Source organism: Streptomyces sp. Tu 3180, assembly GCF_009852415.1.
GTDB lineage: Bacteria > Actinomycetota > Actinomycetes > Streptomycetales > Streptomycetaceae > Streptomyces.
Genome location: NZ_WOXS01000002.1, coordinates 5457024 through 5477166 on the forward strand (window position 1 = coordinate 5457024; position 20143 = coordinate 5477166).

A 20143-nucleotide genomic window follows, 5' to 3' on the forward strand; every position below is an offset into this window, starting at 1 on the left:
GAGCATGAGCCAGCCCGTTGACAGTGCCGTCAGCGCCGTCCGTACGTACATCGCACAGCACCGCGCCGCCTTCCTCGAGGACCTCGCCGCATGGCTGCGCATCCCCTCCGTGTCGGCCCAGCCCGACCACGCGCCCGACGTGCGCCGCAGCGCCGACTGGCTCGCCGCCGAGCTCAAGGAGACCGGTTTCCCGACCGCCGAGGTCTGGCAGACCCCGGGCGCCCCGGCCGTCTACGCCGAGTGGCCCTCCGCCGACCCGGACGCGCCCACGGTGCTGGTCTACGGCCACCACGACGTGCAGCCGGCCGCCCGCGAGGACGGCTGGGACAGCGATCCCTTCGAGCCCGTCGTGCGGGGCGACCGCCTGTACGCGCGCGGAGCGGCCGACGACAAGGGCCAGGTGTTCTTCCACACGCTCGGCGTCCGGGCCCACCTCGCCGCCACCGGCCGCACCACCCCGGCCGTCCACCTGAAGCTCCTGATCGAGGGCGAGGAGGAGTCCGGCTCCCCGCACTTCCGGGAGCTCGTGGAGCAGCACGCCGGCCGGCTCACCGCCGACGCCGTGATCGTCTCCGACACCGGCATGTGGTCCGAGGACACCCCCACCGTGTGCACCGGCATGCGCGGCCTCGCCGAGTGCGAGATCCGGCTGTACGGCCCCGACCAGGACATCCACTCCGGCTCCTTCGGCGGCGCGGTCCCCAACCCGGCCACCGCCGCCGCCCGCCTGGTCGCCGCCCTGCACGACGAGCACGAGCGCGTGGCGATCCCCGGCTTCTACGACGGCGTCGTCGAGCTCACCGACCGCGAGCGCGAACTCTTCGCCGAGCTGCCCTTCGACGAGGGGCGGTGGCTGCACGCCGCCAGGTCCCACGGCACCCTGGGCGAGGCCGGGTACAGCACGCTGGAACGCATCTGGGCCCGCCCCACCGCGGAGGTCAACGGCATCGGCGGCGGCTACCAGGGCCCCGGCAGCAAGACGATCATCCCCTCCTCCGCCATGGTGAAGCTGTCCTTCCGGCTGGTCGCCGGCCAGGACCCCGGGCACGTGCGGGAGGCCGTCCGCGCCTGGGTGCCCGGGCAGCTGCCCGAGGGCATCCGCCACGAGATCTCCTTCAGCCCCGCCACGCGCCCGTGCCTGACGCCGCCGGACCACCCGGCCCTGCAGTCCCTGGTCCGGGCGATGGGCCGCGCCTTCGGCAAGCCCGTCCGCTTCACCCGCGAGGGCGGCTCAGGACCGGCCGCCGACCTGCAGGACGTCCTCGGCGCACCGGTGCTCTTCCTCGGCATCTCCGTCCCGTCCGACGGCTGGCACGCCCCCAACGAGAAGGTCGGGCTGGACCTGCTCCTCAAGGGGGCCGAGACCAGCGCGTACCTGTGGGGCGACCTCGCCGAGCACTGGCGGCACGCCCCCTGACCACCGCACGCCGTCCGAACCGGCCGTCCGCGCGGGGCACACTGGAAAGGGCCCGCCGCCGGACCCGCTCGCCCGCCGCCCGTCCCGCCGAACCGCCCGCCGACCCAATCCGTTCCACCGGGGGAGTTGGAAGCACCCGTGACCACCTGGACCGACCACACCGCCGACCGCCCCATCTCGCTCACCGCCCCGAGCGGCATCGACCGCGCCGCCCACCACCGGCTCGACGAGGCATGGCTCGCGGCGGCGTGGAGCCACCCCTCCACGCGCTGTTTCGTGGTCTCCGGCGGTCAGGTCCTCATCGACGAGACGGCGGACGGGCGCACCGAACTCGTCATGACCCCGTCCTTCGAGGCCCCGCTCACCGAGGCGCACCGCTACTTCCTGGGCACCGACGAGAGCGGCGTCAGCTACTTCGCCCTCCAGAAGGACTCCCTGCCCGGCCGCATGGACGAGTCCGCCCGCCCGGCGGGTCTGCGCGAGGCGGGCCTGCTGCTGTCGCCGCGGGACGCCGGCCTGATGGTGCACGCCGTCGCCCTCGAGAACTGGCAGCGGCTGCACCGTTTCTGCTCCCGCTGCGGCGAGCGCACCGTCATCGCCGCGGCCGGCCACATCCGCCGCTGCCCCGCCTGCGGCGCCGAGCACTACCCGCGCACCGACCCCGCCGTGATCATGGCCGTGATCGACGAGCAGGACCGCATCCTGCTCGGGCGCCAGGTCCACTGGCCCGAGGGCCGTTTCTCCACCCTCGCCGGATTCGTCGAGCCCGGCGAGTCCATCGAGCAGTCGGTGCGCCGCGAGGTCCACGAGGAGGTCGGCATCGACGTCGGCGAGGTCGAGTACGTCGCCAGCCAGCCCTGGCCGTTCCCGTCCAGCCTCATGCTGGGCTTCGTCGCCCGCGCCACCTCGACCCGGATCGACGTCGACGGCGACGAGATCCACGAGGCCCGCTGGTTCTCCCGCGACGAACTCGGCGCCGCCTTCGAGTCGGGCGAGGTGCTCCCGCCCTACGGCATCTCGATCGCGGCCCGTCTGATCGAGCGCTGGTACGGCAAGGACCTGCCGACCCGCAGCGTCTTCTGACGGGACACCCGAGGAAACGGTGGTGGCCGCCCCCCGGCCGGGGAACGGCCCCCACTCGTGCACCGGCCGGGGAACGGCCCACCCGTGCTCCGGCTAGGATGCCGGCCCGGGCGGAGCCGTAGCGCAGAGGTCGTCGCGCGCGGTCTCCAAAACCGTGAGGACGCCGGTTCGAATCCGGCCGGTTTCGCCCTCCCCGCGCCCCGGACCGCCCGTACGAGCGGGCCGGGCGGAGCCGCACGGCCCCGGCCCCGGGGTTCCCTCAGGTTCACGGGCCCGCACGTCCCCGAACACAGGTCCGCCCCCTCCGGTGACCTCGACCGGAGGGGGCGCGACGCGGGGAACGTCAGACCGCGAGAGCCTGCTTCACCTGGGCGAGGCTGGGGTTCGTCATGACGACCTCCTCGCCGCCGGCGGCGGGAACCACCCGAACCGTCGGAACCGTCTGGTTCCCGCCGTTCGCCTTCTCCACGAACGCCGCGGACTCCGGGTCCTGCTCGATGTTGATCTCGGTGTACGCGATGCCCTCGCGGTCCAGCTGGCTCTTCAGCCGGCGGCAGTAGCCGCACCACGTGGTGCTGTACATCGTCACAGTACCCAGCATGTCTCTCGCGCTCCTTCGGCGGTTCGGGGAAGTCCTCGCACCCGGGGGAACGTGCTTGAAAGCGCCGGCATTCCCGCGGACGGTGTCCCGCCGCGTCTTCGGAGCGGCATCCGTCGTATCAGTACGACTGCGAGGCCCTGCCTGTGGACAACCGGCTCACCCGTCTCCGGCGACCTGGCAGCATGGCTGTGTGACAGCAGCAACGCATTCCACCCTCTTCCCGCAGGTACCGGACTCGGCCGACGCGGTACTCGACGGGCTCGACCCCGAGCAGCGCGCGGTGGCCACCGCCCTGCACGGTCCGGTGTGCGTGCTGGCGGGTGCCGGTACCGGCAAGACCCGGGCGATCACCCACCGGATCGCCTACGGGGTGCGCGCCGGCATCCTCCAGCCCTCCAGCGTGCTCGCCGTCACCTTCACCAACCGCGCCGCCGGGGAGATGCGCGGCCGGCTGCGCCAGCTCGGCGCCGTCGGCGTCCAGGCGCGCACCTTCCACTCGGCGGCGCTGCGTCAGCTCCAGTACTTCTGGCCGAGGGCGATCGGCGGCTCCATGCCCCGGCTCGTCGACCGCAAGATCCAGCTCGTCGCCGACGCGGCCGCCGCCTGCCGCATCCGGCTCGACCGGGGCGAGCTGCGGGACGTCACCGCCGAGATCGAGTGGTCGAAGGTCACCCAGACCGTCCCGGCCGACTACGCGGCGGCGGCCCTCAAGGCCGGCCGGGAGGCGCCCCGCGACCCCGCCGAGATCGCCCAGCTGTACTCCGCCTACGAGGACCTCAAGCGCGAACGCGCCGTCATCGACTTCGAGGACGTGCTGCTGCTGACCGTCGCCGTCCTGCAGGACCGGCACGACGTCGCGGAGCAGGTCCGCGCCCAGTACCAGCACTTCGTGGTCGACGAGTACCAGGACGTCAGCCCGCTCCAGCAGCGACTGCTGGAGCTGTGGCTCGGCGACCGGGAGAACCTGTGCGTGGTCGGCGACGCCAGCCAGACCATCTACTCGTTCACGGGCGCAACTCCCGACCATCTGCTCGACTTCCGCATCCGTCATCCCGGGGCCACCGTCGTCAAGCTGGTCCGTGACTACCGTTCGACCCCCCAGGTCGTCCACCTGGCCAACGGCCTGCTCGCGCAGGCCCGGGGCCGTGCCGCCGATCACCGGCTGGAACTCGTCTCCCAGCGTGCGGCGGGGCCCGAGCCGGTGTTCACCGAGTACACCGACGAGCCCGCGGAGGCCGAGGGGGCGGCGCGCCGGATCCGGGAGCTGATCGACTCCGGGGTCCCGGCGAGCGAGATCGCCGTCCTGTTCCGCACGAACTCCCAGTCCGAGACCTACGAGCAGGCCCTGGCCGATGCCGGGGTGCCCTACCAGCTGCGCGGCGCCGAGCGGTTCTTCGACCGCCCCGAGGTGCGCAAGGCGGGCATCGCCCTGCGGGGAGCGGCCCGCTTCGGCGGCAACGACGTCCTTCTCGACGACGCCCCCGACCTGCCCTCCCAGGTGCGTGCCGTGCTGTCGGGCGAGGGCTGGACACCGCAGCCGCCGGCCGGCTCGGGGGCGGTCCGGGAGCGCTGGGAGTCGCTCGCCGCCCTGGTGAACCTCGCCCAGGACTTCGCCGCCGCCAGGCCGGGCGCCACCCTCGCCGACCTCGTCGCCGAACTCGACGAGCGGGCCGGTGCCCAGCACGCCCCGACCGTGCAGGGCGTCACCCTCGCCTCACTGCACTCGGCCAAGGGCCTGGAGTGGGACGTCGTCTTCCTGGTGGGCGTCGCCGAGGGCATGATGCCGATCACCTACGCAAAGACCGAGGAGCAGATCGAGGAGGAACGCCGCCTCCTCTACGTCGGCGTCACCCGGGCGCGCGAGCGCCTCCACCTCTCCTGGGCGCTCTCCCGCTCGCCCGGCGGCCGGCCGAACCGCCGCCCCAGCCGTTTCCTCGACGGGTTGCGCACCGGCTCGAGCGCCGCCGCCGGCCGCGGTGGCGCGGGGGGCACGGGAGGAGTGGAGCGAGGTTTCCCCGGATTCTCCGGAGCGGTGTCCGCCTCGGCCGCGCCGGGCAGGGTGCGCAAGCAGCGCAGCCCCGCCCGCTGCCGGGTCTGCGGCCGCACGCTGACGGACGCGGGTGAGATGAAGCTGATGCGCTGCGAGGACTGTCCCTCCGACATGGACGAGGGGGTCTACGGGCGGCTGCTCGAGTGGCGCGCGGACCAGGCGCGGCGCAGCGGTCAGCCCGACTTCTGCGTCTTCACCGAGAAGACGCTGATGGCCATCGCCGAGGCCGTCCCCGAGGACGAGCACGCTCTCGCCCGCATCCCCGGGGTGGGGACACGCAAGACGGGCCGCTACGGGGCGGACGTTCTGGCCATCTGCGCAGGCCGGGACATCGCCGGGGACCGGGAGCAGGACTGACGCCAACTCGTCGAAAAAATAGTTTGCGCATGCCCCAGCGATCCCCATAGGTTCTTAGGCACGGGAACAGCGGCCTTCTCGGAGGCCCTGATTCCGTGTTGTACTTGCATATCCGTCGGACTGGCTCACCCCAGTCCCGAAGCGCCGAGAGGAGGCGAGTCCAGTGATCAGCATCAACGCCAGCTCCACCGTCAAAATGACCGATCGCTCGTCCGTCTCCCTGTGCATGCTCGGCGCTTCGAACCAGGGCACCGGTCTGTCCGGCATTCGTGCCGCACGCCCGGCGTCCCTCGTCGCTCCCTCGGCTCCTGCCGTCCGTGAGCGCGATGAGCGACCGACCAAGGCACTGGAAGCGGTAGTGGCACAGGCGCATGCCTATGCCTTTGCGGCGGCCGGTGCCGGATTCCGGAAGCAGACGACGCAGCACCACCTGATGTGGGCCTTCCGTGGGCCAGAACCCTGGAGCGATCCAGCCTGATTCGATCAGGCCGGCGCCTTCAGGGCCGCGGAACCCCATCCGGGATCCGCGGCCCTTCTGTTTTCCCCGAACGGGGGAGACAGCCCCGAAGGCGCCTCGGGACAAGAAAAGAACCCGGTACCAGCCGCCACCCGGCCAACCGGCCGGAAACGACCAGACGAGGAAGACGAACCGTGCAACTCGAAGCGCACGTCCCGTCCGTACCGCCTTCCGACACGATCCCCAAGCCCGGCTCCACGGAGGACCCGACCTTGACTCCGCTCACCGCGCTCACCGCGCTCGACGACGCCATCGAGAACCTCGGCGTCCCCGTCCCCTGCCGTTCGTACGACCCGGAGGTCTTCTTCGCCGAGTCGCCGGCGGACGTCGAGTACGCCAAGTCCCTCTGCCGCACCTGCCCGCTGATCGAGGCCTGCCTCGCCGGTGCCAAGGAGCGGCGCGAGCCCTGGGGCGTCTGGGGTGGCGAGCTGTTCGTCCAGGGAGTCGTCGTCGCCCGGAAGCGGCCGCGTGGCCGCCCGCGCAAGAACCCGGTCACGGCATGAACACCCCAGGAACGATCGACCGCCCCCTCACGCACGACCCCCAGAAGCAGGCCCCGATGATGCCGTCCACTCACGAGCCGGCAGGCTCCGCGACCGAAGACTTCACCACCAGTGGTGCGAACGACTCGCGCCAGAACAGGACCCGAGAGATGCAACTCATCCCAGAAGCCATGGCCCGTGCGCATATGCACGAGCGACTGCGGGAGGCGCAGCGGGAGCGCCAGGCCATGGGCCTGGTGACCGCTCGCCGGATGCAGCGCCGGGCCGAGCGCGCCTCCCGGCGCGCCCGCCGCGCGCTTGCCATGGCGGTCATGCAGTAACCGACCACGCCTGAAGCGGTGGCCTCCCAGGCCGGGGGCCAAGCTCTCCCCGCGGGGGCCGGTCCGTACGAACGGACCGGCCCCCGCGGTGCGTTGCCGGCGGGCGGAGCGCCGGACGCGGCGTTGTCGTCGGCGGGTGACGAGTCATCCGGGCCGCGGCGACGACACCGGCCCGGCGGAGCCGCAAGCCCTGGTGTGCGCCCGCTGCGGCACGCGCGCCGAGGACCCGCAGCCGACCTGGACCCTCTCCGTGGAGAACGGCGTCCGCCGCCACTCCTGCGCGACCTGCTCCCGGGACAACCTGCGGGCGATCGAGGGCCGTCCGGACGCGCGGTGGTGGTGACGGCGGCCGGCGGCGGCGCGTGTCATGCCCGGGCCGCCGGCTCCTCCGGTGCCGGTTCCTCCGGGACGAAGCCCGGCAGCCACTCCTCGAGTTCGTCCCGCAGCCGCACCGTCGCACCCAGCTGGCACAGCACACCGATGGTGCTCAGGGTCACCCGGTGGATCAGCAGGTACGCCGGGGGCAGGTTGAGCTGCTTGCCCAACTGGTAGGCGGGCGAGCGGATGTCGGCGATGCGGGCCGCCTGGCTGCGTATCCAGCCGCGGGTGAAGGTGAACTCGTCGACCTGCGCCGGTTCGATGATCGGCAGCAGGTAGTCCAGGACCGCTTCGGGGTCCAGCTCTATCGTCTCCTTGACGAAGCCCTCCGCGCACAGCATGTCGTAGACGGCCTCGGCCTCGCCGTCCAGGGTCATCCGCAGGGCCTCGCCGATGGGGGCGGGCAGCCCGCCCGGAAGCCGGTCGACCGTGCCGAAGTCCAGCACGCCCAGACGCCAGTCGTCCTCTCCGCCCGGCCCGCCGGGAAGCAGACGGAAGTTACCGGGATGCGGGTCGGCGTGCAGCAGGCCGGTGCGGGCGGGGCCGGAGAACAGGAAGCGGGCCAGGAGCTGACCGGCCCGGTCGCGCTGGGCCTCGGTGCCGTCCGAGATGATCTCCGCCAGCGGTATGCCGTCCATCCACTCGGTGATCAGCACCTGCTCGCACTGGTGGACCACGTCCGGCACGACGACGTCGGGGTCGCCCGCGAACTCCTCGGCGTGGGACCGCTGGGCCTGGGCCTCCAGTCCGTAGTCCAGCTCCTCCGAGACGCGGTCCTTGAGCTCCGCGATCAGCGGCTTGACGTCCATGCCGGGGATCAGCGGGCCCAGCAGACGGGCGAAGCGGCTCAGCTGGTTCAGGTCGGACAGCAGGGCCTCGCCGGCGCCGGGGTACTGCACCTTGACCGCCACCTCGCGGCCGTCGCGCCACACGGCCCGGTGCACCTGGCCGATCGAGGCCGCCGCGGACGGCTTGTCCTCGAACTCCAGGAACAGCTCCTGCCAGCCCTCGCCGAGCCGCTCCCGGAGCACCGTGTGCACGGTGCGGGTCGGCATGGGCGGGGCGGCCTCCTGGAGCTTGGTCAACGCCGCGCGGTAGGGACCGGCGACCTCCTCCGGCAGGGCGGACTCGAAGACCGACAGGGCCTGGCCGAACTTCATCGCACCGCCCTTGAGCTCGCCGAGCACCTTGAAGAGCTGATCGGCGGTGCGCTGCTGCAGCTCACGGCCGACGATCTCCGCGGATTCGCCCACGATCCGCTTGCCGAGTCCCCAGGTAGCCCGCCCGGCGAAGCCGAGCGGGAGCGCGGCCAGCTTGGCGGTCCGGGTGACCGCCTTCCGGGGAAGATCAGACATGCGCCCTCCAAGTCCCTGCCGGCCGCTTCGCGTCCGCCTTACGGCACGACTCCTCCGACGGCCCGTGCACGCCCATTGTCTCGTGCGACGGCCCGTTTCCGGAGGTGTGTTCTCCCTTACTGTCCTCCGCCGCTCCGCACGGGCACGCCGGGTGCGCCCGGACCGGCCGGGCGTGCCAGTGCAGACCGGGGACGGAGACCTCCCAGCGGGCGTCCGCGCTGGACGGGACCCCGCCGTCCAGGAAGACGAGCGCGTGGGCGGCCGCCAGGGAGGCCACCGTCGTGGCGAGCGTCAGGTCACATGCTCCCACCCGGCGCTGCCGTCCGGAACGCCACTGGGCGACCAGGCGCGGCCAGGTCGGGTCCCGGTCGGTGCGGTCCTCCTGGAGGCAGCCCGCACAGCTCGTCTCGCCGGGCAGGACGAGCGGGCCGACCACACCGGTTCCCTCCACGACACCCGCGTAGAGGTGGGGTGTGCCCGCGGACAGCAGGGGTTCGGCGGACGACGGGTCGGGCGCGTGCACGGCGACGTCGTCCCGCGGGGCGAGGACCACCAGACCGAAGCCGGGGGCGTCCTCCTCGAGCCGCGACCGGGCGGTGCGGCGGGGCGGCCGGTCCGGTGCGGCCCGGCGTGCGCCGCGGCGGGCCGCCTCGTCCCTGCGGTCGCCGACGGCCTCGGCGGGCAGTCCGCCCGGCGCGACGTCCCACGGCTCGACCCGCCCGACGTCGCGCACGTCGACCTCCCCCACTCCGGCCCCCGACAGCAGCGCCGCCAGCACCGCGCCGACCCGGCCCGCGCCCCTCACCTGCACCCGCATGCTGCCGCGTGCCGCCAGCCGCCCGAGCGCGTCGCCCGGTCCGGAGGTGGTCAGGGTCAGCGAGGCCAGGTCCGGGCGCAGCCGGTCGAGGACCTCCCGTTTCCCGCGCAGGGCGTCGGCGTCCGGTCCGCCGCCCCGGGAGTCGTCCAGGAGCCCGGCCCGCGACAGCCGCCGTACGAGCCGGTCGACGTGGCCGTCGGGCAGATCCATGCGCCGTCCCTCCTCGCGCAGGAGCTCCAGGCCCCGGGTGCCGTCGAGCAGGTCGAGGAAGCTGCCCGTCGCCGTGTCCACCGGTCCCAGCGTCAGGGCGTGGGCCGGCGTCATCCCGAACTGCACGGTATGGAGATCGCGCCATCCGCGCCTGAGCGCCGGCTTGACCATCGGATGCATGACAGGCCCCCGTATGTTCTGGATCGTCCCCGTACGCCCGGCCGGGACGACTCGCGCCCCGGCCGGTGAATGCCAGCATGCCCGCACGGACCCCCGGCCGCCGAAAGTTGTCCACAAGCGAGAGGATTCATCGTATAAATCCGGCGCACGGTGGGAGGATCATCGTCGAACGGTCCCGGAGCCGGGACTTCCCCCTGTACAACCGGTACCGTCGGGGCGTGCCCGCCGACCCACTGCACCGCGCCGGAAAGCCACAGCGCAGCACGACGAGCCAGCCGGCGAACGGCTCACGGGCGAGCGCGATCGAGGTCCGCAGGAGCGCCCGCCGCCGCAGAACGGTCTCCGCGTACCGCGAGGGCGATCGCACCGTCGTGCTCATCCCCGCCCGGATGTCCGAGGCGGAGGAGCAGCGCTGGGTGACCGTCATGCTCGACAAGCTGGCCGCCCAGGAGAGCCGGCGGGCGCTCGGCGACACCGAGCTGGCCGAGCGCGCCCGGTACCTGTCCGCCCAGTACCTCGAGGGGCGGGCCCGTCCCTCGTCGGTGCGCTGGGTGACCAACCAGAACACGCGCTGGGGCTCGTGCACCCCCTCCGACGGCAGCATCCGCCTGTCGCACCGGCTGCGGGGGATGCCCGAGTACGTCGTCGACTACGTCCTGTGCCACGAACTGGCGCACCTGCTGGTGCCCGGGCACGGGCCCCGCTTCTGGCGGCTGCTGGAGGCGTACCCGAGGACCGAGCGGGCCAGGGGCTACCTCGAGGGAGTGGTCGCGGCCGAGCGGCTGCCCCACGCGCCGGCCGTCCGCGACGAGTGAGCCCCGCCCGCGGCGCGCGCCGCGGGGCCGCGCGCGTTGTGTACCGGGTCTGTACCGACTGCCCGCACCGGCTGCTTCCGGTGCCGGAGTTTGCCGTTAGCCTGGCGCGACGCACTCACATTCGGGATGGGGGACGGTCGTACGCATGGCCAGGGAATTCCAACGCGGCCACAAGGCCAGGATCAGTGACCTCACGGCGGGCACGGATCTGTACGTAGGCGTGCAGATCTCCGGGCCCGGGCTGACCTTCGACATCAGCTGCTTCGGTCTCGACGCCGACGAGCGGCTCTCGGACGACCGTTACTTCATCTTCTACAACCAGCCGAAGTCCCCCGAGGAGTCCATCCAGCTCCTGGGCGCGCAGGCGGGCGACACGGAGTCCTTCCGCGTGACGCTGGACCGGATCCCGCAGCAGATCAAGAAGCTGTCCTTCACGGCGACCGTCGACGGCGCCGGCCAGATGTCACAGATCGGTCCCGGATACATCCGCATCGTCGCGGGCGGCGAGGAAGTGGCCCGGTACCCCTTCGACGGCTCGGAGTTCTCCACCGAGCGGGCCGTGATGCTCGGCGACTTCTACGTCAAGGACGTGTGGCGGTTCGCCGCCGTCGGGCAGGGTTTCGACGGCGGGCTCGACGCGCTGCTGAGGAACTTCGGCGGCGAGGTGGCCGAGGACGAGCCGGCCGCCCCGCAGCAGCCGCAGGCGGGCGCGGCCGCGCCCGGTTTCGCGCCGCCCGCCCAGAGCGCCGCGCCGCCCGCGTTCGGAGTGCCCGGTGCGGGCTCCGCCCCCGCCCCCGCCCCGGCTCCGGCTCCCGCCCCCCAGCCTGCCGCGCAGGGCTTCGCGCCCCCGCCGGGTGCCACCCCGCCGCCGGCCCCCGCGCCCTCGGCGCCGCCGGTGCACACCGCGCCGACCATCGTCGCGCCCGTGCACACTCCGCCCGGCGGCTCCCCGGTGCCGCCTCCGGCTCCGGCCCCCGCGCCCTACGGCCAGCCGGGCCAGCAGCCGCCGTACGGTCAGCCCGTTCCGGGACAGAGCGCCCCGCCGCCCCCGGGCTACGCCGCCCAGCCGCAGGCGCCCCACGCCCCCGCGCCGCCGCCCGGCTACGGCCAGCCGACGCCCCCTCCGGGATACGGCCAGCCGACGCCCCCTCCCGGCTACGGCCAGCCGACGCCTGCCCCGGGCTACGGCCAGCAGCCCCCGCCCGGCCAGATCCCGGGACAGCAGGCCCCCTACGGGGCGCCGCAGGGTGTTCCGCAGGGCGCCCCGCAGGCTCCGGGCGTGCTCGGCGCGCTCCAGCAGTTCAAGGAGACGCCCACCGGGCAGCGCTGGACGCAGCAGAACAAGAAGCTCGTCCGCGCCGACCTCGGGATCGGCGGACAGCCCGTGCTGGCCCGCCAGGGCAGCATGGTGCTCTACCAGGGCAAGGTCGACTTCAGCTACAAGGGCGCCGGCTTCACCGGCCGCATCGTGGGCAACGCCACCGGCCAGGAGATGCAGCTGATGCGCTGCACCGGCCAGGGCCAGGTGTTCTTCGCCGAGAACTCCACGATGCTGCACCCGATCGAGCTCCAGGGCGACGCCGTGTGCGTCTCCGCCGAGAACGTTCTCGCCTTCGACGAGAGCCTGCAGTACGAGGTCCGCCGCATCGAGGGGCACGGCATCCCCGGGGGCGCGCTGTTCACGATGCAGTTCCAGGGGACCGGCACCGTCGTCGTGAAGACGCACGGCGTGCCCGTGGTGCTGCCGGTCACGCCCACGACGTTCGCCGACTGCAACGCGGTGGTCGCCTGGTCGGCCGCCTCCCAGGTGGTCGTCTCCAGCCAGGTGCGGATGCGCCGCAACTCCTACCCCGGCGACACGGGGGAGAGCGTCAACCTCCAGTTCCGGGGCGCACCCGGCAACTTCATCGTCGTCCAGCCGTACGAGATCTAAGGGGAGCCCGTCATGAACCAGCCACTCGCGGGCTTCGCCCCCGCCCCCGTCACCGCCCGCATGGAGAACCACGGCAACCACATGCTGAAGGTCGCCATGCAGACCGGCAACGACCTCCTCGCGCGCGTGGGGTCCATGGTCGCCTACGAGGGGTTCGTCCAGTACGAGCCCAACCCGCCGGCCGTCCGCCAGATCGCCAAGGACTGGCTGACCGGTGAGGGCGCGCCCCTGATGAAGTGCTCCGGCGACGGCCTGCTCTACCTCGCCGACTACGGCGCCAACGTCGTCGTGATCAACCTCAACGGCGACGGCATCTCCGTCAACGCCACCAACCTGCTCGCCTTCGACGCCCACCTGACGTGGGGCGTGGAGCGGGTCAAGGGCCTGGCGAAGTTCGCCGGCCAGGGCCTGTGGAACACCAGGATCTCCGGTCAGGGCTGGGTCGCGCTGACCTCCCGGGGCAAGCCGATCGTCGTCGACTGCGGCGGCGGCGAGGACGAGACCTACGTCGACCCGGACGCACTCGTCGCCTGGTCCCCGAACCTCAAGGTGAAGGGCAAGCGCAGCTTCCGGGCCCAGTCGCTGATCGGCCGCGGCAGCGGGGAGGCCTACCAGATGGCCTTCTCCGGTCAGGGCATCGTCGTCGTCCAGCCCAGTGAGGACAGCACCGACCGTCTCCGGGTCCGGGGCTGAGGGGGAGCAACCACACCATGCAGAGCCCGCTTTTCGCCCACAACGACCAGCAGACCCAGGAGCGCTGGAGCCTGCAGAACAAGCAGATGCTCCGCGTCGCGCTGGAGGGCCACGACGACGTCCTCGCCCGCAAGGGCACCATGGTCGCCTACCAGGGCCTCGTCGAGTTCGACGCCGAGTTCCAGAGCAGCAGCCAGTCGCGCGCGCGGGCGCAGACCGGCGAGGGACTCGACCTCATGCGCTGCCACGGACAGGGCACGGTCTACCTCGCCAATCTCGCCCAGCACATCCACGTCATGGAGGTGGACCAGGACGGGCTGACGGTCGACAGCAGCTACGTGCTCGCGATGGACTCCTCGCTGCACCACGAGGTCATCGCCGTCGACAGCCTGTACGGCATCTCGGGATCCGGGAAGTACCAGCTCAACATCACCGGCCGGGGCAAGGTCGCCCTGATGACCTCGGGCATGCCCCTGCTGATGCAGGTGACGCCGGACAAGTACGTCAACTGCGACGCCGACGCGATCGTCGCCTGGTCCACCGCGCTGCGTGTGCAGATGCAGGCCCAGACGCACTCCTCCGGGGTGTGGCGCCGGCGCGGCAACACCGGTGAGGGCTGGGAGCTCAGCTTCATGGGCAGCGGCTTCGCGCTCGTCCAGCCCAGCGAACTGCTGCCGCCGCAGAACGCCCAGATCGGCTCGGGTTTCGCCGCGCAGTACGGCGCGGGACAGCAGGGCGCCCGCGGCCAGAACCAGGGCAACGCCTGGAGCTGACCGGCCGGCGACGACACGTGCAGGGGGCGACCGCCACGGCGGTCGCCCCCTGCACGTGTGTCCTCGCGAGGGCGTCAGACGCCCAGTCTCCTCCGGGTCGCCTCGACCAGACGCAGGACCGACGCGTCGGCCACGTCCGCGACCTCGTCGTACGGGAACCAGCGCAGGTCGAGGGACTCGTCGCTGATCGCGTGCGCGGCGTCCGGCGCGGCCAGGGCCGCGTACTGGACGTCGAGGTGGCAGTGGCAGGGCGGCGGGATCGGATGCCGGTCCAGGCGCACCGGCCCGCCCGCGAGGAGCGTCAGGCCCGCGATGCCGGACTCCTCCGTGGCCTCCCGCAGGGCCGCCGCCGCGAGCGAGGCGTCACCCGGCTCGCAGTGCCCGCCCATCTGCAGCCACATGCGCAGCTTCCTGTGCAGGGTGAGCAGCACCCGGCCGCGCTCCGGATCGACCACCAGGGCGCTCGCCGTGACGTGGCCCGCCTGGCAGGCCTTCCACATGCCGTCCGGATGCGCCGCGAGGTGGTCCAGATAGGCCTGGCGCAGTGCGGGCTGGTCCTCGTACCCCTTGAGCACGAGGACCGCGTCGTCGTGCAGGCTCACTCGGCGCCGTCGCCCTCGCCCTTGCCGCCGCCCGGGCCCTCGGCCTCGCCCTGGTCCTTCTTCCTGAGGTCGGGCTTGCCGGCCGCCTCGCCGAGCATCTTGTCCAGCTCGGAGAAGTCGATCTGCTCGCGGTGCACGAAACCGTCCGGATCGTCCAGGTCGGTGGCCGTGGGCAGCATGTCCGGGTGGGCCCACAGGGCGTCCCGGCCGTCGACGCCGCGCGCGTCGGTGAGCGAGGCCCACAGGCGCGAGGCGTCACGCAGCCGGCGCGGGCGCAGCTCCAGACCGATCAGCGTGGCGAACGTCTGCTCCGCCGGGCCGCCCGAGGCACGGCGGCGGCGCAGCGTCTCGCGCAGCGCGTCGGCCGACGACAGCCGGGGCTTCGCCGCTGCGTGCACCACCGCGTCCACCCAGCCCTCGACGAGCGCCAGCGCCGTCTCCAGACGGGCCAGGGCGGCCTTCTGCTCCGGCGTGTCCTCCGGCTGGAACATGCCCTGCTGGAGGGCCTCCTGCAGCTGCTCGGGGTTCTGCGGGTCGAACTGGCCGACCACGTCCTCCAGCTTGGCCGTGTCGACCTTGATCCCGCGCGCGTAGCCGTCGACCGCGCCGAACAGGTGCGAGCGCAGCCACGGGACGTGCGCGAACAGGCGCTGGTGGGCGGCCTCGCGCAGGGCGAGGTACAGCCGCACCTCCTCCTGCGGCACGCCCAGGTCCTTGCCGAACGTCTCGACGTTCAGCGGAAGCAGGGCCGCCCGGCCGGCCGGCCCGAGGGGCAGGCCGATGTCGGACGAGCCGACGACCTCACCGGCCAGCACGCCGACGGCCTGCCCGATCTGCGTGCCGAACATGGCGCCGCCCATGGAGCGCATCATGCCGATCAGCGGGCCGGCCATGGCCTGCATCTCCTCCGGCAGGACGTCGCCCATGGCGTTCCCGACGCGCTCGGCGACCGGGTCGACCAGTTCCCGCCAGGCCGGGAGGGTCGCCTCGACCCACTCCGCGCGGCTCCAGGCCACGGCGGAGTGCGCGCCCGACGGCAGGGAGGTGGCGTCGTCCAGCCACAGGTCGGCCAGGCGGACGGCGTCCTCGACGGCCTTGCGGTCGGCGGGGCCCACGCTCGCGTCCTTCGAGCCGCTCGCGGTGCCCTGGGAGACGGTCTGTCGTGCGATCTGCTTGGCCATGTCCCAGTTCACCGGGCCGCCCTCGTAGGAGAGCATCTGGCCGAGCTGCTGGAACGCGGCGCCCAGGTCGGTGGGGTTCAGCGACCCGAACATCGCGGCGAACGGATTGTCCGCGCCCGGGCCGCCAAAGCCTCCGGCTCCGGGCATGCCGAAACCGAACGGGTTGGCCGGGCCCTGACCACCGCCGCTCTGCGGGTCCTTCTTCTTGCCCTCGTCGCCGTCGTCCGGCTCCTCCGGCGGAAGGCCGAATCCGAATGGGGTGTCACTCACGGGATTCCTCGGCTGGTAGGGCCGCCGGTTCTTTCCGGCGGCACGGCTGCCCGACAACACCACCCAGCGTAGACACCTGAAGCGGTTCGGGCCTCGGTGCTTCGCCGACAGGAGGCCTGCGGCAGGATGGATGCCACCTGGTACGTACGCGTCACTTGCGCCCGTACAGAAGACAACCGCTGGAGACGCCCGGTGAGTTCCCCAGATCCGCAGGTTCGCGCAGCGCGAAACAAGTCAAGCAGTCCCGCGGCGCGCGGGCCCGTCGTCGCGGTCACCGGTGCCGCGTCCGGCGTCGGCGCGCTGCTCACCGGGCGGCTCGCCGCCTCGGAGGAGATCAAGCAGGTCGTCGCCATCGACGAACGCCGGGGCGAGTGCGCCGAGGCCCGGTGGCACATCCTGGACGTACGGGACCCGGCGATCGCGGACAAGCTGCGCGGGGCCGACGTGGTGGTGCACCTGGCGCTCGACCTCGATCTGGAGACCGATGCCGCCGCCCGTACGGCCTACAACGTACGGGGGACGCAGACCGTCCTGACGGCCGCCGCGGCCGCCGGGGTGCACCGGGTGGTGCTGTGCACCTCGACGATGGTCTACGGGGCGCTGCCCGACAACGAGCTGCCGCTGTCCGAGGACGCGGAGCTGCGGGCCACCGCGGAGGCCACGGGCGTCGGCGACCTCCTCGAGATCGAGCGGCTCGCGCGCCGGGCGCCGCGGGCGCATCCCGGGCTCAACGTCACCGTCGTCCGCCCCGCCGTCCTGGTGGGAGGCACCGACACCGCGCTGACCAGGTACTTCGAGTCGCCTCGGCTGCTCGTGGTGACCGGGTCGCGGCCCGCGTGGCAGTTCTGCCACGTCGACGATCTGTGCAGCGCCCTGGAGTACGCCGTGCTGGAGAAGGTCGACGGCGAGCTGGCCGTCGGCTGCGACGGGTGGCTGGAGCAGGAGGAGGTCGAGGAGCTCAGCGGGATCCGCCGGATGGAGCTGCCGTCGGCGGTGGCGCTGGGCGCGGCGGCCCGGCTGCACCGGATCGGGCTGACCCCGTCCCCGGCCGGGGACCTGGCGTACACGATGTACCCCTGGGTGGTGAGCGGGAGCCGGCTGCACGACGCCGGGTGGCGGCCCGCGTACACCAACGAGGAGGTGCTCGCGGAGCTGCTGGAGGAGGTCTCCGGCAGGCACACGGTCGCCGGCCGGCGGCTGGGGCGCAAGGACGCGACGGCGGCGGGTGCCGCGGGCGCGACGGTGGCCCTGCTGGGTGCGGCGGCGGTGGTGCGGCGGGCGCGGAAGGCCCGGCGGCGGATCTGAACGCGGGAGCCCGGGCTTCCCCGGCCGGGGCCCGCCGCGCCTCCTGCGGGAGTGTCCTGTAGGAGTGTCCGAACCGGCACGCGCGGGGGCCGGGTGATAACGCTATTCCGCGTCGTCGTCGGCGTGCGGCACGATGGGGGCATGGCATCCACGCACGATCATCCGGGTGAGCAGGCGGCGCAGGATCCGATCAAGCTGATCGGGATCCGCGACACACCGCTGTCGGTGGACGAGGTCTTCCGGGCGGTCGGGGACGACGCGGCCGGCGGGACGGCGCTGTTCGTGGGGACCGTGCGCAACCACGACGGCGGCACCGACGTCGACGAGCTCGGCTATTCGTCCCACCCCGGCGCCGAGGCCGAGATGCGGCGGATCGCCGAGAAGGTGGTCGCCGAGTACCCCGTGCGGGCGCTGGCCGCCGTGCACCGGGTGGGAGACCTCAGGGTCGGGGACCTGGCCGTCGTCGTCGGCGTGTCGTGCCCGCACCGGGGCGAGGCCTTCGAGGCGTGCCGGAAGCTGATCGACGACCTCAAGCGTGAGGTGCCCATCTGGAAGCACCAGAGGTTCTCGGACGGCACCGAGGAATGGGTCGGCGTGTAGCGCCGTCGTCGGGGGGTGGTGGCCGGGTGACGGGTGGGCGGGTCGGCGTGTAGCGCCGTCGTTGAGGGGTAGTGGCGGGGTCGACGTGCAGCGCCGTCGGCGGGTGGTGGCCAAGTGACGGGTGGGACCTGCTGGGACTCCGGTTGCGTAACCGCACCCCTGGCGTGAGCGTTGTCACTGCGGATGGTTAATCTGCTGATCAGTCAGTTGCGGACGCTCATTGGGGTTGGGAGGTCGGCATGGCGGCGCTTGCCTGGTTGCTGATTCCGCTTGTGGCTGCGATAGGCGCGGGACTGTGGGGCAGTTGGGCCAACCGGACCCGCAAGGTGCGGAGCGACGGACCCGAGCTCATCGGTTACGCCCGCTTCCGCGAGGCCATGGAAAGGCCACGGTCGGGTAGCTGACGACCGGAAAACAGCAGGTCAGAGCAGTCGAAGCGAGCAGGGCCGCCCGTCCGGGCGGCCCTGACGGTGCGCTGACAGACACGTCCCGTACTGTCGAGGCATGCCACGCCGCACTGCGACGATGCTCGCCTCCACCCTGATGCTGATCGCGCTCCTGTGCGTGGGAGTGTTCATCCCCGTGCCGTATGCGGAGATGTCCCCGGGGCCGACGGTGAACACGCTGGGCGAGCACGACGGCGAGCCGGTGCTGCAGATCTCCGGGCGCAGGACCTACCCGACGGACGGTCACCTCAACATGACCACGGTGCGGGTCACCAGCGCCGACTACCGGATGAACCTCGTCGAGGCCGTCTACGGGTGGCTCGCGCACGACAACAAGGTCGTGCCGCACGACACCCTCTACCCGGACGGCAAGACGGAGGAGGAGTCCACCCAGGAGAACGCCGAGGAGTTCAGCCAGTCCCAGGAGAGCGCCAAGGTCGCGGCCCTGAAGGAGCTCGACGTCCCGGTGAGGTCCTGGGTGATCGTCTCGACGGTCGTCAAGGGCTCCCCGTCCGAGGGCAAGCTGCACGCGGGTGACGTGATCAAGGCCGTGGACGGCAAGGCGGTGGAGGAGCCGGCCGACGTCGCCGAACTGGTGACCAGGCACGAGCCCGGCCAGGACGTCGTCTTCACGATCGTGCCCGCCAAGGAGCAGGCCGCGGCCGAGAAGGAGAACCGGACGGTGACGAGGACCGAGAAGGTCACGATCACCACCGCGACGTCCGACGACGCCGGTGAGAAGCGGGCCGTCGTCGGGATCTCCGCCGGGACCGACCACACCTTCCCGTTCACCATCGACATCAAGCTCGCCGACGTCGGCGGGCCGAGCGCGGGCCTGATGTTCGCCCTCGGCATCTACGACAAGCTCACCCCGGGCAGCCTGACCGGCGGCAGGTTCGTCGCCGGCACCGGCACGATCGACGACGACGGCGAGGTCGGGCCGATCGGCGGGATCGAGATGAAGACGGTCGGCGCGCGCGCCAAGGGCGCCCAGTACTTCCTCACGCCCGCCGACAACTGCGCGGCGGCCGCCAAGGACACCCCCGAGGGACTCACCCTGGTGAAGGTGAACACCATCGACGACGCCCTGGACGCCCTGGCGGACATCCGCTCCGGCGACACCGCCGGCCTGCCGAGGTGCACGGCCTCCTGAGCGGCCCGCCGACCGGGACGGCCGCTCCTCGGGCTACTCCTCGAACGTCGCCGCCAGGGCCTCGGCCAGGCCCGGCACCAGTTCGGAACCGGTGAGGACCTCGGTGGGGGAGTCCTTCTCGCGCAGCCGGAGGGCCGACTCGCGGGTGCCGTCGCGCAGCACCGCGACCGTCATGCGGACCTCCTGGCGCTCCGGGTGCGCGGCCACCCACTTCGTCAGCGCGGCCTCGTCCATGTCCTCCGGGACCTGGGCCTCCGCGGACGGCGGCAGCATCAGCCGCTCCACGGTCAGGGCGCAGCCGGCCACCGCGTCGGGCCACGCGATGGTGCCCAGGAACTCATCCAGCGGCTTGCCCGTTGGAATCTCGTCCTGCTCGATCGGGGTGAGAGCGGTCGTCTCCTGCTCGACGTCCAGACCGAGCCGGTCCGCGAGAGAGGGCTGTTCGGCCCGAAGCCGGGCAGTGTCTACGAGGGCGAAGAGACGGGCGGGCCGGTCCCAGCCGAGGCCGGAGACGTACTCGTCGATCTCGAGCACGGCCCGGGTGAGCGGGTTCGCCGCCATGGGTGTGTTGGACATGGTCACAA

20 protein-coding genes and 1 tRNA gene are annotated in these 20143 nt (G+C 72.6%); 15 read left to right on the forward strand and 6 right to left on the reverse strand.

All coding sequences use genetic code 11. The features are described 5' to 3' along the window. The first annotated feature begins 4 nt into the window (after positions 1–4). The 3 genes from GL259_RS25615 (at position 5) to GL259_RS25625 (ending at position 2687) form a co-directional block, all read left to right on the forward strand. A complete protein-coding gene (locus tag GL259_RS25615; protein ID WP_159535675.1) occupies positions 5–1417 on the forward strand; it encodes a dipeptidase in 1413 nt (470 codons plus the stop codon). Between the two features lie 126 nt (positions 1418–1543). Further along, positions 1544–2500: an NAD(+) diphosphatase gene (gene nudC, locus GL259_RS25620; protein WP_208026520.1), complete on the forward strand. Its 957-nt coding sequence runs from the start codon at positions 1544–1546 to the stop codon at positions 2498–2500. Positions 2501–2612: 112 nt separating this feature from the next. After that, a tRNA-Trp gene (locus tag GL259_RS25625) sits at positions 2613–2687 on the forward strand. 156 nt (positions 2688–2843) lie between these two features. Here the strand turns inward: GL259_RS25625 and GL259_RS25630 are convergent. Then, the gene (locus GL259_RS25630; RefSeq protein WP_159535677.1) at positions 2844–3101 is read right to left on the reverse strand and encodes a mycoredoxin; all 258 of its coding nucleotides are present in this window, start codon (positions 3099–3101) and stop codon (positions 2844–2846) included. A gap of 190 nt (positions 3102–3291) precedes the next feature. Here GL259_RS25630 and GL259_RS25635 point away from each other — a divergent pair, with 190 nt between their 5' ends. The 5 genes from GL259_RS25635 (at position 3292) to GL259_RS25655 (ending at position 7191) form a co-directional block, all read left to right on the forward strand. Further along, positions 3292–5508: an ATP-dependent DNA helicase UvrD2 gene (locus tag GL259_RS25635; RefSeq protein WP_159535678.1), complete on the forward strand. Its 2217-nt coding sequence runs from the start codon at positions 3292–3294 to the stop codon at positions 5506–5508. A gap of 163 nt (positions 5509–5671) precedes the next feature. Next, positions 5672–5986: a hypothetical protein gene (locus GL259_RS25640; protein ID WP_159535679.1), complete on the forward strand. Its 315-nt coding sequence runs from the start codon at positions 5672–5674 to the stop codon at positions 5984–5986. 173 nt (positions 5987–6159) lie between these two features. After that, complete coding sequence (locus tag GL259_RS25645; protein WP_073932361.1) at positions 6160–6528, forward strand: WhiB family transcriptional regulator; 369 nt, start codon at positions 6160–6162, stop codon at positions 6526–6528. Further along, positions 6525–6848 (forward strand): hypothetical protein, encoded by a 324-nt coding sequence (locus tag GL259_RS25650; RefSeq protein ID WP_159535680.1) that lies wholly within the window; start codon positions 6525–6527, stop codon positions 6846–6848. The genes GL259_RS25645 and GL259_RS25650 overlap by 4 nt, the downstream gene beginning before the upstream one ends. A 136-nt stretch (positions 6849–6984) precedes the next feature. After that, complete coding sequence (locus GL259_RS25655) at positions 6985–7191, forward strand: hypothetical protein (RefSeq protein ID WP_159535681.1); 207 nt, start codon at positions 6985–6987, stop codon at positions 7189–7191. Positions 7192–7213: 22 nt separating this feature from the next. Here GL259_RS25655 and GL259_RS25660 read toward each other — a convergent pair whose 3' ends face one another. Next, positions 7214–8581: an AarF/ABC1/UbiB kinase family protein gene (locus GL259_RS25660; protein ID WP_159535682.1), complete on the reverse strand. Its 1368-nt coding sequence runs from the start codon at positions 8579–8581 to the stop codon at positions 7214–7216. Continuing rightward, positions 8574–9788 carry a ThiF family adenylyltransferase gene (locus GL259_RS25665; RefSeq protein ID WP_159535683.1) on the reverse strand — a complete coding sequence of 405 codons (1215 nt, stop codon included), beginning with the start codon at positions 9786–9788 and terminating at the stop codon, positions 8574–8576. The genes GL259_RS25660 and GL259_RS25665 overlap by 8 nt, the downstream gene beginning before the upstream one ends. Positions 9789–10006: 218 nt before the next feature. Here GL259_RS25665 and GL259_RS25670 point away from each other — a divergent pair, with 218 nt between their 5' ends. The 4 genes from GL259_RS25670 (at position 10007) to GL259_RS25685 (ending at position 14002) form a co-directional block, all read left to right on the forward strand. Beyond that, on the forward strand, positions 10007–10603 hold the full coding sequence (locus GL259_RS25670) for a M48 family metallopeptidase (RefSeq protein WP_159535684.1): 597 nt from the start codon (positions 10007–10009) through the stop codon (positions 10601–10603). A gap of 145 nt (positions 10604–10748) precedes the next feature. Next, complete coding sequence (locus tag GL259_RS25675; RefSeq protein WP_159535685.1) at positions 10749–12536, forward strand: TerD family protein; 1788 nt, start codon at positions 10749–10751, stop codon at positions 12534–12536. Between the two features lie 12 nt (positions 12537–12548). After that, a complete protein-coding gene (locus tag GL259_RS25680) occupies positions 12549–13229 on the forward strand; it encodes an AIM24 family protein (RefSeq protein ID WP_159535686.1) in 681 nt (226 codons plus the stop codon). A 17-nt stretch (positions 13230–13246) separates the two neighbouring features. Then, the gene (locus tag GL259_RS25685; RefSeq protein ID WP_159535687.1) at positions 13247–14002 is read left to right on the forward strand and encodes an AIM24 family protein; all 756 of its coding nucleotides are present in this window, start codon (positions 13247–13249) and stop codon (positions 14000–14002) included. A gap of 74 nt (positions 14003–14076) precedes the next feature. Here the strand turns inward: GL259_RS25685 and GL259_RS25690 are convergent, their stop codons facing one another. Beyond that, positions 14077–14604 (reverse strand): NUDIX hydrolase, encoded by a 528-nt coding sequence (locus tag GL259_RS25690; protein ID WP_159535688.1) that lies wholly within the window; start codon positions 14602–14604, stop codon positions 14077–14079. Further along, on the reverse strand, positions 14601–16055 hold the full coding sequence (locus tag GL259_RS25695) for a zinc-dependent metalloprotease (RefSeq protein WP_159535689.1): 1455 nt from the start codon (positions 16053–16055) through the stop codon (positions 14601–14603). Before GL259_RS25695 ends, GL259_RS25690 begins: the two co-directional genes overlap by 4 nt. A 192-nt stretch (positions 16056–16247) precedes the next feature. Between GL259_RS25695 and GL259_RS25700 the strand changes: the two genes are divergently transcribed. From GL259_RS25700 to GL259_RS25710, 3 genes are all read left to right on the forward strand, one after another. Beyond that, positions 16248–17360 (forward strand): SDR family oxidoreductase, encoded by a 1113-nt coding sequence (locus GL259_RS25700; protein ID WP_159535690.1) that lies wholly within the window; start codon positions 16248–16250, stop codon positions 17358–17360. A gap of 141 nt (positions 17361–17501) precedes the next feature. After that, the gene (locus GL259_RS25705) at positions 17502–17960 is read left to right on the forward strand and encodes a molybdenum cofactor biosynthesis protein MoaE (protein WP_159535691.1); all 459 of its coding nucleotides are present in this window, start codon (positions 17502–17504) and stop codon (positions 17958–17960) included. 504 nt (positions 17961–18464) lie between these two features. Further along, positions 18465–19559 (forward strand): PDZ domain-containing protein, encoded by a 1095-nt coding sequence (locus GL259_RS25710; protein ID WP_159535692.1) that lies wholly within the window; start codon positions 18465–18467, stop codon positions 19557–19559. A 33-nt stretch (positions 19560–19592) separates the two neighbouring features. Here GL259_RS25710 and GL259_RS25715 read toward each other — a convergent pair whose 3' ends face one another. Further along, entirely contained in the window at positions 19593–20135 is a 543-nt protein-coding gene (locus GL259_RS25715; protein WP_166461556.1) for a PPA1309 family protein, read from the reverse strand. Positions 20136–20143: the final 8 nt, after the last annotated feature.